The organism is Luteimonas rhizosphaerae (genome assembly GCF_002849595.1).
Taxonomy (GTDB): Bacteria; Pseudomonadota; Gammaproteobacteria; order Xanthomonadales; family Xanthomonadaceae; genus Luteimonas; species Luteimonas cellulosilyticus.
On record NZ_NRQR01000020.1, the window covers coordinates 252,264 to 264,602 of the forward strand.

Consider the following 12,339-nt stretch of genomic DNA (forward strand, 5'->3'; position numbering starts at 1 on the left):
CGATGTCGCAGGTCCGTCGCCGCGTCGAAGGCTGGGCGCGTCCACGCCGGCCGGAAGCGCTGCCGGTCCGCTTCGACCGCCGCAGGATCTACATCCTGCCGACCGCCTTCGGCTGGTTCGGTATCGCCTTGCTGGCGACGATGGCGATCGGCGCGCTGAACTACAACAACAATCCGGCGTTGCTGCTGTGCCTCCTGCTGGCCGGCGCCGGCCTGGCCAGTCTGCTGTGGACGCAGCTGCAGCTGAGCGCACTCGAGATCCGCGCCGTCCACGCCGAACCGGTCGCCGCCGGCACGCCGTTGCAACTGCGCCTGCACGTCGCGGCGCCGCCGGGCCGGGAGCGTCGCGGCCTGCTGGTCGAGGTGGCCGACGCCCGCGCCGTGCTGTCGCTCGACGCCGGCGCCGGTGAAGCGGTGCTGGCGTTGCCGACGCACCGTCGTGGCTGGCTGCAAGCCGGGCGGCTGCGCATCTCGACCACACGCCCACTCGGCGCCGCGCGTGCATGGTCGTGGGTCTGGCCGGAGACACCGCTGCTGGTCTACCCGACGCCGGAGACGCAGGGGCCGGGCCTGCCGCTCGGCCTCGGCGAGACCGCCCAGGCGCGTCTGCATGCGGCGGGCGACGATCTGCATCACCTGCGCGACTGGCGCCAGGGCGACGCACGTCGCGCGATTGCCTGGAAGCCTTCCGCACGGCGCGACGCGTTGATCGTGCGCGAGTTCGAGCGCCCCCAGGGCGCCGATGTCGTGCTGGCCTGGGACGAGGTCTGCCTGACCGGGTACGAGGACCGCATCCGTCGCCTCGCCCGCTGGATCGACGAGGCCGAACGCGACGGCCTGCGCTATCGCCTGGTGCTGCCCGGACAGCCCGCGCTCGGCCCTGGTCGCGGCGCCCCACACCGCCACGCCTGCCTGCGCGCGCTGGCCCTGCTGCCCGAGGCCGGCGCATGAGCCGCGCCTTGCGTCGCACCTCGTTACTGCTCGACGACGGCGGCCGCCGCTGGGCGCTGCTGGCCGGCGGCGCCTGTCTGCTGCCGCTGCTGCTGCAATTGCCGCCGACCGCGGCGCTCGCCATCGGACTGATCGCCGCCTTCGTATCTGCGGTCGCATTCCGGCGCACGGTGCCGGCCTGGCTGCGCGCGCTGCTCGCGTTGACGCTGCTGGGCCTGGTGTTCTTCCAGGGCGGGTTCGCGTTCGGGCGCGACACCGGCTGCGCCCTGCTCGCGGCCATGCTGGCGATCAAGCCGTCGGAGCTGCGGACCCTGCGCGACGCGCGCAGCCTGCTCGGCTTCGCCCTGTTCGCCCCGTTCGCGACCTTTCTGCTCGACCAGGGCCCGCTGTCGCTGGGTCTCGGTCTGCTGGGCGCCCTGCTGGCGCTGGCGGCGATGTCGCGGCTGGCCGAGCAGGAAGCCGGGCTGCCGCCGGCGCGCGGCGACACGGCGCGGCGGCTGTGGGACATCGGCCGGCTGACCGCGATCGGCCTGCCGCTGACCCTCGCCGCGTTCTGGCTGTTCCCGCGCATCGGCACGCCGTTGTGGGGCGTGCCCGAACTGTCCGCGTCGCGGCCCGGGCTGTCGGAAGAGATGTCGCCCGGCCAGTGGCTCGACCTGATGGCCGACGACACGCCGGCCTTGCGCGCGACCTTCCGCGGCCCGGAGCCCGACCCCCGCGAGATGTACTGGCGCGGCCCGACGCTGACCGATTACGACGGCCGCAGCTGGACCGCGTCCGACTGGCTGCGCTACCTCCCGCCCGCCGAGATCACCCACGGCGCGCCGACCTGGGACTACGAGATCGCGCTCGAGCCGACCGAGCGCAACCTGCTGGTCGCACTGGAAATGCCGACCTCGCTGCCCGACGGCATGCGCGCGTCGCACGAGCACACCCTGACCTCGCCGCGGCGGCTCGACCGGGTCACCCGCTGGCAGCTGCAATCCGCACCCCCCACACGCTTCGAGGCGGATCTGCCGCAATCGTTCCGCGCCCAGGCCTTGCGACTGCCAGAGGGTTTCAATCCGCGCACCCGCGCGCTCGCGCTGTCCTGGCGCGCCGAGACCGACGACGACGCGGCGCTCGTCGATCGCGCGCTCGGCTGGATCCGCGAGGAATTCGCCTACACGCTGGACACGCCGCTGCCGGGCCGCAACGCCGTCGACGAATTCCTGTTCGACTACCAGGCCGGCTTCTGCGAGCACTTCAGTTCCGCCTTCGTCGTCCTGATGCGCGAGGCCGGGATCCCGGCGCGCGTGGTGACCGGCTACGTCGGGGGCTACCGCAACAGCTACGGCAACTACTGGGTCGTGCGCCGCATGGACGCGCACGCCTGGGCCGAAGTCTGGCTCGCGGGGCGCGGCTGGGTGCGCATCGACCCAACCGCCGCCGTCGCCCCGGAGCGCATCTACGACACCATCGACGATCGCCTCGGCGCCGGCGGCGCGGCAGGCAGCGCGCTGTCGCCGATCCTTGATCTCGGCGACTGGGCGCGTCGCGGCTGGAACGATCTGGTCCTGGGTTTCGACGCCAATCGCCAGCAGTTGCTGCTGCAGCGGGTCGGCGTCGAGCGCCTGGACGCGCCGATGCTGATCGCCCTGTTCTCCGCCTGCGCGGCGCTGGCGCTGGGCTGGATGCTGTGGCTGGTAGCGCGCGGCGAACGCGAGCGCGATCCGCTGCTGCGCGCCTGGCATGCGCTCACCCGCCGCTACGCGCGCGAAGGCCTCGCACGCCGCCGGGACGAGACCGCCTCGGACTGGCTGGCGCGTGTCGTGACTGCGCGCCCGGGCCGCACGGCAGCGCTCGAACATCTCACCCGGCGTTTCATCGCCGCGCGCTACGCTGCCGGCGCCGGCGCTGCCCCGATCGATCCGCGCCTGCTGCGCGACCTGCGCGCGCATCGCCCCGCCCCGCTGGAGACCGCCCGATGACGATCCGCCCCTTGCTTCTCGCCAGCAGCCTGGTCCTCGCGCTCGGCGCCTGCGCGTCGCAGCCGACACCGCTGCAAGGCGCGTTTCCCGCGCTCACCCCGCACGACGCCCAGCGCGCCGACAGCACCGGTGCACTGGTGCGCTGGGGCGGGCGCATCGTCCAGGTCGAGCCGAAGCCCGACGCGACCTGTTTCGAGATGATCGCGACCCGGCTCACCGCCACCGGCCGGCCGTACTGGGCCAGCGACGACACCAATGGCCGCTTCATTGCCTGCCGCACCGGCTTCTACGATCCGGCCGTGTTCGAGAAGAACCGCGAGGTGACCTTCACCGGCCGGATCGCCGGCTACGACAGCCGCCGCATCGGCGGCTACGACTACCGCTTCCCGCGCGTCGAGGCCGATGTCGTCTATCTGTGGCCGGTGCGCGAACAGGTCGATGTCATCACCCGCCCGGCGCCCTGGCCGTGGTGGGGCTACTGGTGAGCCCGGCCAGCCATCCCGGAGACGCGATGCAGGAGCGCGCCTGCGCGCGACAGGCATCCTGACCGAGCTGCCGCGCCTGCGGCTAGCGACTCAACCCGCAGGCGTCCCGAACCGTCCCAGCGGCGCGCCGGCCAGCAGATGCAGGTGCATCTGGAACACGGTCTGTCCGCCGTGCTCGTTGCAGTTCATGACGATCCGGTAACCGTCCTCGGCGAATCCCTGCGCCCGCGCATACCGCGCCGCCGCGACCGCCAGCCTGCCGACGACGTCCGGCGCATCTTCGGGCAGCGCATCGAGCGTCCGCACGGTCTGCTTCGGGACGAACAGCACGTGCACCGGCGCCTGCGGCGCGATGTCGCGGAACGCGATCAGGTGCTCGTCCTCGTAGACGATGTCGGCCGGAATCTCGCGGCGGATGATCTTGTGGAACAAGGTGTCGTCGGACATCGTATGACTCCTGTCGATAACGGAGGCCTGCGCCCGTACAGGCGCAGTCCGGCTCAGAGCGGGATGTCGCTGCGCGTGCCGAACGCGTGCGACAGCGTGCCGCGATCGACGTATTCCAGTTCGCCGCCCAGCGGCAGGCCGTGCGCGGGACGACTGGGCCGCACGCCGTGCTGGCGCGCGATCTGCGCGAGGTAATGCGCCGTGGCCTCGCCTTCCACCGTGGGGTTCGTGGCGATGATCAGTTCCTGCACCTCACCCTCGGCCAGCCGCGTGGCCAGCAGGTCGAGCCCGAGCTCGCGCGGCCCGATGCCGTCGAGCGGACTCAACCGCCCCTGCAGCACGAAATAAAGGCCGCGGTAACCCGTCGCCTGTTCGATCGCCAGCCGGTCGGCGGGCGATTCCACCGCGCACAGCGCCTGCACGTCGCGCGAGGCGTTGCGGCAGGTCGGGCAGACCGGCGTTTCGCTGAAATCGCGGCAACGCGCGCAATGCCCGATCTTCTCGATCGATTCGGCGAGCACGTCGGCCAGCCGCTTGCCGCCGTCGCGCTCGCGCTCCAGCACGTGGTAGGCCATGCGCTGCGCGGTCTTCTGGCCGACGCCCGGGAGCACGCGGAACGCATCGACCAGCTGGTCGAGCAGCGGCACGGCGCTCATCGGCGCGCCTCGCCGGCACGCCGGCGCGCGAGGATGCGCATCTGCATCGAGCGTGTCGGGGACAAGCGCGCGTCCGTCAGAACGGCAGCTTCATGCCGGGCGGAATCGGCATGCCCGCGGTCGCACCGGCCATCCGCGACTTCGATTCCTCGTCGATCTTGTTCGACGCATCGTTGAACGCGGCGGCGACGAGATCCTCGGCCATTTCCGGATCGGTCAGCACGCTCGGATCGATGCGCACCTTGCGGCATTCCTTGTTGCCGGTCAGCGTGACGCTGACCATGCCGCCGCCGGCGCTGCCGGTGACTTCCAGGCTGGCGAGCTCCTGCTGCACGCGCTGCATGTTTTCCTGCATCTTCTGCGCCTGCTGCATCAACTGGGCGATGTTTCCACGCATCAGTGGGTTCCTTGTTCGTCATGGGGGCGGATGGAATCCGGCACGAGCTTGGCGCCCTGCTGCGACATCAGCCGCTGCACGTCCGGATCGGAAAGAAAGGCGGTTTCGGCCGTCGACTGGCGCGACTCGCGGGCCAGCGCATTGCGCGCATGCAGCGTCGCGACCATGCCGGCGGCGGGCGCCGCGGCGAAGCGGATCTGCGGCACCCCGCCCAGCGGCCGGCCGACGGCGGCCGCCAGTTGGTCGACCATGATCGGCGCCTTCATGTGGTCGTCCGCTTCCGGCAGCGCGAGCGTCAGCACGCCGCTGTCGAACGACACGAACGCGGCGCTCGATGCGAGTTCGCGGACCGGCCCACGCAAGGGCAGACCGGCGACGAGATCGAGCCAGGCATCGGCGTCCAGCGAGGTCGTGGCCGCGGCGCGTGCGGTGGGCGTTGCGGTCTCCTGCACCGGCGCGGCCTGGGCCGGCGGCACGATGGGCGGCGCAGCGTCGACCACGGGGCGCGATGGCGCGGGCTGCACCTCGGGCGCGGGATCGACGGCCGGATCCGGTCTGGCTGCGACAGGCGCAGGCATCGGCGGGGATGGCGCGACGTCGACGGGCGCGACCCGCGTTGCGACATCGGCCCGGGCGAGCGCGGCGCGCGCCGCAGCGGGACCGCCTGCGGGTGCCCGCGGCGCCGACGCGGTGAGCCCGCCAGTGCCCGACGTGGCGTCACCCGCGCCTGCCGGACGGAACGCCAGCATCCGCAGCACCGTCATCTCGAAGCCGGCGCGGGGACTCGGCGCCAGCCCGATGTCACGGCGCCCGTTGAGCGCCATCTGGTACCAGAGCTGCACGACTTCGGGGCGCACCGACGCGGCGATGCGCTCCACATCGACGCCGTCGGTCTCGACCGGCATGTCGGGCACCAGCTGCCGCACCTGGATGCGGTGCAGCGCGTCGGACACCGCATCGAGCACGCCCGACCAGTCGGGCGAGAACTCCGCCAGCGCCGCGACTTCCGACAGCAGCTGCGTCCCGTCGCCGGTCGACAGCGCGTCCAGCAGCGCCCCGACCCGGGTGCGGTCGACGCTGCCGAGCATCGTCGCCACCGCGGCGTCCGAGAGCGCACCGCCCTCGCCGCCCGCACCGGTGTAGGCGATCGCCTGGTCGAGCAGCGACAGGCCATCGCGCAGGCTGCCGTCGGCGGCCTTCGCCAGCTGGCGGATCGCGCCCGCTTCGACCGCGATGCCCTCGGCCTCGAGGATCCGCGTGATCTGGCCCTGGATCTGCGGCTCGTCCAGGCGCTTGAGGTTGAACTGCAGGCAGCGCGACAGCACGGTGACCGGCAGCTTCTGCGGATCGGTCGTCGCCAGCAGGAACTTCACATGCCCCGGCGGCTCTTCCAGGGTCTTGAGCAGCGCGTTGAACGCCGACTTCGACAGCATGTGCACTTCGTCGATCAGGTAGACCTTCACCCGGCCGCGCGACGGCATGTACTGGGCGTTGTCGATCAGCTCGCGCACGTCGTCGACGCCGGTGTTGCTGGCGGCGTCGATCTCCAGCAGGTCGATGTAGCGGCCGGCATCGATCGCCAGGCAGGTCTCGCATTCGCCGCACGGGTCCGACGACGAGCCGCGCTCGCAGTTCAGGCTCTTGGCGAAGATCCGCGCGATGGTCGTCTTGCCGACGCCGCGCGTGCCGGTGAACAGGAAGGCATGGTGCACGCGACCGGTCTCCAGCGCGTTGGTCAGCGCACGCACCACGTGCTCCTGCCCGACCAGCTCGGCAAACCGCTTGGGACGCCACTTCCGGGCGAGGACAAGATAGGACATCGGGCTATTCTGCCACGCCTCCCCAGCTTCCTTGTGACCCCGGCCGCCGCCGGATAGAATGGCCGGCCCGCAGCGCTCCAGCCGCTGTTGCGTGCCAGTCGACCGGCCCGCGGGGAACGTGTTCAGGAGAGGTGTCCGAGTGGTTGAAGGAGCACGCCTGGAAAGTGTGTAAGCGTCTAAACCGCGCTTCGGGGGTTCGAATCCCCCTCTCTCCGCCAAATAGATGGAAGTGGCTCCGGGGCATCAGTCCCGGGGCCATCCTCCTAAAATACTTACGACGCCTATGTGCTGGGCGCTTTGTGAAAAAGCCACCCGTTGAGGTGGCCTTTTTTTAGCGAACCGATCATCAGCTTTCCGCGCAGATCGCGCATCACATGGTCGATCTTCTCTGTTACGCCCGGATGATTAAGTAACCGCGGCTAACGCCCCTTGCTGATCCTAGACGCATCCGCGCGATGCTGATCCCGCTTCTTGACATCAAGTAGTGCGAGGTGGCGTTTTAGCCCAGCCACACTGGCGCGCAGCGTCGGATCGTTCGGATTCTGTTCTAGTCGCGCTTTGGCTTCCCGCATTTTTCGATGTTGCTTATTCGGGGCCCTACTGACTCCATTTCGACATGCACGCCCAGTAATAAGCTTGGGCGCATCTGCACGAAAAACACGCGTCTTTGAGTCCTTCAGCCTCAATCCCGAGCGATGCATAAGACGACCGACCCAGCGCGCGTCCGTATGTCCGAAGCCATTGCCAGTCATGCCCATGTCGTCAATGTAAAGCGTGAAAATTCCGCCGCGCGACCGCACTCTTTCGTCGACAGAGTCGAACAGGTCGCGATAGGCCCAAAAAGACACAAGTGGGCTAGCGGGACTTCCCGTGGCCAGATGTCCGTCGCAGCAGAGCAGATGCGCAAGCGTCTCCGATACATCGGAAGCACAGTTGAGTTTGGATTCAAAGAATTTTGCGACGCGATGCAGTTTTACTGATTGGTAGAACGAATCAATATCCATCGTGACGGTGGAGCCGTGCGCGTTGCAGTGCGCTGCAGAATTACTCAAGTAAGAGTAACCGGGGCGCGCAGAGTGTAAATAATCGGGAAGCTCAATGCGGCTAAGAAGGCAAAGTAGGCGAGCCTGAAACCCCTTCAGGCTCGCGGCAGGTGCTTCGATAAGACGATCCTTGCCAGGCTTTGATTTGTCGATGTATCTGCTGTAGTTGCCAGCCCGACGCGAGAAGGTCCGAAGCTGCCCTGCTGTGCCCGCCCACCAGATGACTTCAGCAAGTCGTGTATGGCTTCGAATGCCATACAGGTGTGACAACGTGATCCCGTACCGCTCAGTTCGCTTCTTTGTTGAGGCGGGCTTGGTCGTCTGCTGACTCATTCTCGACTGTCCAAGAGAGGACGCTTAGCAGCTTCTCGGCGCGGGCGCGTCTTATATCGGATTCACCTTCGAGCGCCTCCATGAAGCTCAAGAACGTGGAAGCCGGTACATCGAAGGCACTTGCATACTTATTCAAAACTTCAAGGCTAACTTTCTTCTCGCCCCGCTCTATTTCCGACAAATACGACTTGGAAATTCCCAACGAAACGGCAAGCTCGCCCTGCTTCATCCGATGAACTTCACGGACGATCTTGAGGGCTTTATTCAACATATGGCCTCCGAATTCCTCCTTCGCTGATTTTCTGATCTTGTTCTATAGGAGGGTGCTGGTCGTGTCGTTCCGCGCTCATGGTTACCGGTCTGTCAGGAAGCGATCAAGCAATTTCCAGACAACTCCGATAACCAATCGCACGAACCAAGGCTTCCTCAGAAACCGCTTGAGTTGGCCCACCAACTGCTGACGCTTGTCGTGTTTCCGACCGTCCTGCTGCTCGATCATGGTCTTGCTCCGGTGTGGCGCCACATGGCACCCCTTGCAACACCCGAAGCGGGGAAACGTCAGCTTCTGCCCTCCATATAGCCCACTGGCGTCGCTCCTTGCCGACGCCACCTGAATCCCGTGACCCTCGCCCATCAACCTCGGATAACGATGAACCGACGATGCCGCAGGAACTTGTGGAGCTTTCGCCCCTCGGGTCTTGCGACCCAAACCGTGCAAAGGTGATCCCCATCACGACGAAGTCATGATGGACATCATGCGTGCTTCTGTCATGCTTTCAGCGAACTTGCGTTCATGTTTTGTTCACTAAATATTGGACGTCGCTCATCAGTCCTCAGCAATCTCGGCAATTACCTTCTCTCCTTCTCTGGGTAGAAGTGGTCCGCCATGCAACCTACTCGCGGGCTGCGCGGCTCGCAGAATTAATCGCATAAACCCAGCTTAGGGACGGTAAGGAGTTAGGCGGAACGTCTAGACGCTCGTTCTCGGCCAGAAACATGCCCAGATGCGCACAGCAGTGATGCTTCGCCTAGTCGGTTTCCTGATCGCCTGCTAGACTCCGCGTCCCGATATCCGGGACCGGGCGCAATGCCCGGCGCACGTCCCCATGGTGGCCCCGTCGGCCCCTCGCGACGCTAGATCGAAAACCCCGCCAGGGCCGGAAGGCAGCAACGGTATCGATTGACGCGGGCGCCGAGGTCAGTCGGCGGGGCCATCGCCATGTGGGCTGTGGGCAGCGCCCGCGCGCAAAGCGCACGATCGATCGTCTCCGGATGAGTGCCGGAACGGTGATCGCCGCGGCCACTACCCTCCAACCGCAGCTTCTACGACACCACGTCCAGCGACGCCGGCCGCCCGTACAGATAGCCCTGCCCGTACTGGCAACCTAGATCCGCGAGCAGGTCCCGTTGCTGTTCGGTCTCCACGCCTTCGGCGATGGAATCGATGCCGAGCGTGCCGGCCAGCGCGAGGATCGCGCGCACCAGCGCCAGGCTTTCGGCGTGCATCTCGCTGCCCAGGCCCTGCACGAAGCTCTGGTCGATCTTCAGGGCGTGGATGGGGAACCGGTGCAGGTACGACAGCGCCGAGAACCCGGTGCCGAAATCGTCGAGCAGCACGTGGATGCCGTGGCTGCGCAGCGTGTTGAGCATGCGCAGCGCGCGCGGGGCGTCGTCGAGCAGCGCGATCTCCGTGATCTCGATGCGCAGGCGATGCGGGTCCAGGCCGGCGGCATCGACGAGCTGCATCAGCCGCTCGACGAAATCGTCGGCGCGGAAATGCCGCGGCGAGACGTTGATCGACACGTACCCCGGCGGGTCCAGCGCCACCATCTGGCGGATCACCTTGCGGTACATCAGCCAGTCGACCTGCTCGATCAGTCCGCTGTCTTCGCCGACGCCGATGAAATCCGCGGGATACAGCACGCCGTGCAGTTCGTGCCGCCAGCGCAGCAGCGCTTCATGGCCGATCACCGCGCCATCGTCGAGACGCACGATCGGCTGGAAGTGCGGCTCGAAGGCGTCCTGCAGGATCGCGCGGCGCAGGTCCGCCTCCAGGTCCAGCAGCCGCGTCGCCTCGGCGCGCATGGCTTCGTCGAAGCGTTCGCTGCGGTCGCGGCCGCAGGCCTTGGCGCGGTACATCGCCGCGTCGGCATCGCGCAGCAGGCCGTCGCCGTCGGCGTAATCGATGTGCGACATCGCGATGCCGATGCTGGCCGACGGAAACAGCTCGCGGCCGGCGACCCACATCGGCCGCCCCAACGCCGCGAGGATCGCGTCGGCCATCGCTTCAGCGACCTCGGGATCGTCGACCCCGCCGAGCATCAGTGCGAACTCGTCGCCGCCGAGCCGCGCGACGATGTCCTCCGCCCCCAGCAGCGCGGAGATGCGCGTGCCGACTTCGACCAGCATCGCGTCGCCGGCGGCGTGGCCGACGCCGTCGTTGACCAGCTTGAAGCGGTCCAGATCGAGGAACAGCACGGCGAACGGGGTCGTCGCGCCAGACGCGTCGGGGGTGAGCGCGGCGTTCATCCGCTCGAGGAACTGCACGCGGTTCGGCAGTCCGGTCAGCGGGTCGTGACGCGCCTGGTGGGTCAGTCGCTGCTGCGCGCGCACGCGCTCGCCGATCTGCGCACGCAGCTCGCGATTGGCATCCTCGAGTTCGCGCGTGCGCGCCTCGACCCGGAATTCGAGTTCGGTGTGCGCGGCCTTCAGCGCGTCCTGCGCGCGCTTGCGCTCGAGTGCGCTGTCGATGTGGTGGGCGACGAAGGTCAACAGCTCCTGGTCGCTGGTGGCGAAGGTGATGTCGGGGTCGTAGCTCTGCACGGCGATCACGCCGACCGGTTTCGCATCGCGCGTCAGCGGCACGCCGAGCCAGCACTGCGCGAGCGACCCGCGGGTCTGCAGGTCGCCGCTCGATTCCAGCAGGCCGATGCCTTCGCGCCGGGCGAGCAGCGGTTGCCCGCTGGCGATGACGTACTCGGTCAGGCCCTTGGCGCGTGCGCGCGACCGTCGCACCACGTCGCGCTCGTCGACCGAATACGGAAATTCGATGTGCGCGCCATCCGCGCTCAGCATCGCGATGTAGAAGTTCCGCGCGTACAGCAGCTCGCCGACGATCGCGTGCAGGTCCGCGTAGAAGCGCTCGAGACTGCCGGCCGCGACCGACAGTTCGCTGATCCGGTACAGCGCCGCCTGCAGCCGCTCCGCGCGCACCCGCTCGGCGATCTGCGCATGCAGGCCGATGTTCGCCTCTTGCAGTTCCAGCGTGCGCGAGGCGACCCGGCGCTCCAGCTCCGTGTGCGCCTGCTTGCGGTCGAGCGCGGTGAGGATGTGCTGGGCGACGAATTCGAGCAGCGCGCGATCCTCCTGGGTGTAGCGGCTCGGCTGGTCGTAGCTCTGCACGACGATCGCGCCGCAGACGCGACCGTCGCGGCGCAGCGGCACGCCGAGCCAGTCGGCGCTGTCGGGGCCGTGGCGGCCCGCATCGCCCGCATCCAGGCCGATGTCGAACTCGGCGCGCAGCACGGCCGACGGCCCCAGCATCGGTTGCCCGCGCCGTAGCAGCGCGATCGTCAGGCTGTTGGGCATGTCGCTGACGTGCAGCTCCTGCTCGGGATCGGCGATCCACGGATCGCGTTCGTCGACGAAATACAGGAAGCGCAGGGTGTCGCGCAGATCGTCGAACAGCACGATGTAGAAATTGCGCGCCATCGTCAGCCGCCCGACGACGGCGTGGATGCGTGCCAGCACGTCCCGCATTTCCAGCGTGGACCCGGCGAGGTTGGCGATCTCGTAGAGCGCCTGCTGCAGGCGTTCCGAGCGGCGCAGCGCGTCGAGGCGCAGCGCGGCACGCGTGCTTTCCAGCGCGAGCGTGGCCGACGTGATGGCCAGCGCGGCCCAGGCGTCACGGCCGCGCGCGTCCGCGTCTGCACTGCGGACCACCAGGACCAGGCGCGCGTCTTCGGTGTCGGCGTGGCAGGCGATGCAGGCGGCCGGCAGCGCGGCGCGCGGATCCGACAGCCTCGCCCGCGCCGCCTCGATCAGGGATTCGTCGGTGCCGGACGCTGCAGGGAGCCCGATCGCGCCATCGCCCAGCGTCAGGCACCGCCACGCCACCGCGGCCTGCAGCCACGCGGGCATGGTCGCCAGCACGGCTGCGATCCGCGAGCCGACCGTATCGCGGTCGTCGGCACGCACCGGCGCAATGGAAAGATGGACTGACACGTGAAACCCCCTGA

Annotated in this window: 11 protein-coding genes, 1 tRNA gene and 1 other RNA gene; 5 read left to right on the top strand and 8 right to left on the bottom strand. The window is 68.2% G+C overall.

What is annotated here, in order from left to right; translation table 11 throughout:
* The first annotated feature begins 2 nt into the window (after positions 1-2).
* Genes CJ022_RS10645 through CJ022_RS10655 form a run of 3 tightly spaced genes read left to right on the top strand, consistent with a single transcriptional unit; the run spans position 3 to position 3,405 of the window.
* The gene (locus CJ022_RS10645; protein ID WP_101926699.1) at positions 3-950 is read left to right on the top strand and encodes a DUF58 domain-containing protein; all 948 of its coding nucleotides are present in this window, start codon (positions 3-5) and stop codon (positions 948-950) included.
* 8 nt (positions 951-958) lie between these two features.
* The gene (locus CJ022_RS10650; protein ID WP_458351495.1) at positions 959-2,920 is read left to right on the top strand and encodes a transglutaminase TgpA family protein; all 1,962 of its coding nucleotides are present in this window, start codon (positions 959-961) and stop codon (positions 2,918-2,920) included.
* Positions 2,917-3,405, top strand: coding sequence for a Slp family lipoprotein (locus CJ022_RS10655; RefSeq protein ID WP_101926613.1), 489 nt, complete (start codon positions 2,917-2,919; stop codon positions 3,403-3,405). Before CJ022_RS10650 ends, CJ022_RS10655 begins: the two co-directional genes overlap by 4 nt.
* Before the next feature lie 90 nt (positions 3,406-3,495).
* Here the strand turns inward: CJ022_RS10655 and CJ022_RS10660 are convergent, their stop codons facing one another.
* From CJ022_RS10660 to dnaX, 4 genes are all read right to left on the bottom strand, one after another.
* Complete coding sequence (locus CJ022_RS10660) at positions 3,496-3,852, bottom strand: histidine triad nucleotide-binding protein (protein ID WP_101926614.1); 357 nt, start codon at positions 3,850-3,852, stop codon at positions 3,496-3,498.
* 53 nt (positions 3,853-3,905) lie between these two features.
* The gene (gene recR, locus CJ022_RS10665) at positions 3,906-4,508 is read right to left on the bottom strand and encodes a recombination mediator RecR (RefSeq protein ID WP_101926615.1); all 603 of its coding nucleotides are present in this window, start codon (positions 4,506-4,508) and stop codon (positions 3,906-3,908) included.
* 76 nt (positions 4,509-4,584) lie between these two features.
* Entirely contained in the window at positions 4,585-4,905 is a 321-nt protein-coding gene (locus tag CJ022_RS10670) for a YbaB/EbfC family nucleoid-associated protein (RefSeq protein WP_101926616.1), read from the bottom strand.
* On the bottom strand, positions 4,905-6,725 hold the full coding sequence (gene dnaX, locus CJ022_RS10675) for a DNA polymerase III subunit gamma/tau (protein WP_101926617.1): 1,821 nt from the start codon (positions 6,723-6,725) through the stop codon (positions 4,905-4,907). Before dnaX ends, CJ022_RS10670 begins: the two co-directional genes overlap by 1 nt.
* Positions 6,726-6,850: 125 nt before the next feature.
* Between dnaX and CJ022_RS10680 the strand changes: the two genes are divergently transcribed.
* Positions 6,851-6,943: transfer RNA gene (locus CJ022_RS10680), tRNA-Ser, on the top strand.
* A gap of 201 nt (positions 6,944-7,144) precedes the next feature.
* On the opposite strand, the gene CJ022_RS10685 is transcribed toward CJ022_RS10680, so the two are convergent.
* From CJ022_RS10685 to CJ022_RS17090, 3 genes are all read right to left on the bottom strand, one after another.
* Positions 7,145-8,101, bottom strand: a complete 957-nt coding sequence (locus CJ022_RS10685; RefSeq protein ID WP_101926618.1) for a reverse transcriptase family protein — start codon at positions 8,099-8,101, stop codon at positions 7,145-7,147.
* Positions 8,055-8,369 (bottom strand): helix-turn-helix domain-containing protein, encoded by a 315-nt coding sequence (locus CJ022_RS10690; protein ID WP_199171503.1) that lies wholly within the window; start codon positions 8,367-8,369, stop codon positions 8,055-8,057. Before CJ022_RS10690 ends, CJ022_RS10685 begins: the two co-directional genes overlap by 47 nt.
* 84 nt (positions 8,370-8,453) lie before the next feature.
* Complete coding sequence (locus CJ022_RS17090; protein ID WP_158238403.1) at positions 8,454-8,600, bottom strand: hypothetical protein; 147 nt, start codon at positions 8,598-8,600, stop codon at positions 8,454-8,456.
* Positions 8,601-9,216: 616 nt separating this feature from the next.
* On the opposite strand from CJ022_RS17090, the gene ffs reads away from it, so the two are divergent.
* Positions 9,217-9,313, top strand: an RNA gene (ffs, locus tag CJ022_RS10700) — signal recognition particle sRNA small type.
* A 111-nt stretch (positions 9,314-9,424) separates the two neighbouring features.
* Here ffs and CJ022_RS10705 read toward each other — a convergent pair.
* Entirely contained in the window at positions 9,425-12,298 is a 2,874-nt protein-coding gene (locus tag CJ022_RS10705; RefSeq protein WP_233198708.1) for a bifunctional diguanylate cyclase/phosphodiesterase, read from the bottom strand.
* Between the last annotated feature and the right edge of the window lie 41 nt (positions 12,299-12,339).

Bases quoted from the DNA above. Each gene is read 5' to 3' on its own strand.
- CJ022_RS10655 (WP_101926613.1), top strand. From the start codon at position 2,917: ATGACGATCCGCCCCTTGCTTCTCGCCAGCAGCCTGGTCCTCGCGCTC.
- CJ022_RS10660 (WP_101926614.1), bottom strand. From the start codon at position 3,852: ATGTCCGACGACACCTTGTTCCACAAGATCATCCGCCGCGAGATTCCG.
- CJ022_RS10645 (WP_101926699.1), top strand. From the start codon at position 3: ATGTCGCAGGTCCGTCGCCGCGTCGAAGGCTGGGCGCGTCCACGCCGG.
- dnaX (WP_101926617.1), bottom strand. From the start codon at position 6,725: ATGTCCTATCTTGTCCTCGCCCGGAAGTGGCGTCCCAAGCGGTTTGCC.
- CJ022_RS17090 (WP_158238403.1), bottom strand. From the start codon at position 8,600: ATGATCGAGCAGCAGGACGGTCGGAAACACGACAAGCGTCAGCAGTTG.
- CJ022_RS10670 (WP_101926616.1), bottom strand. From the start codon at position 4,905: ATGCGTGGAAACATCGCCCAGTTGATGCAGCAGGCGCAGAAGATGCAG.
- CJ022_RS10685 (WP_101926618.1), bottom strand. From the start codon at position 8,101: ATGAGTCAGCAGACGACCAAGCCCGCCTCAACAAAGAAGCGAACTGAG.
- recR (WP_101926615.1), bottom strand. From the start codon at position 4,508: ATGAGCGCCGTGCCGCTGCTCGACCAGCTGGTCGATGCGTTCCGCGTG.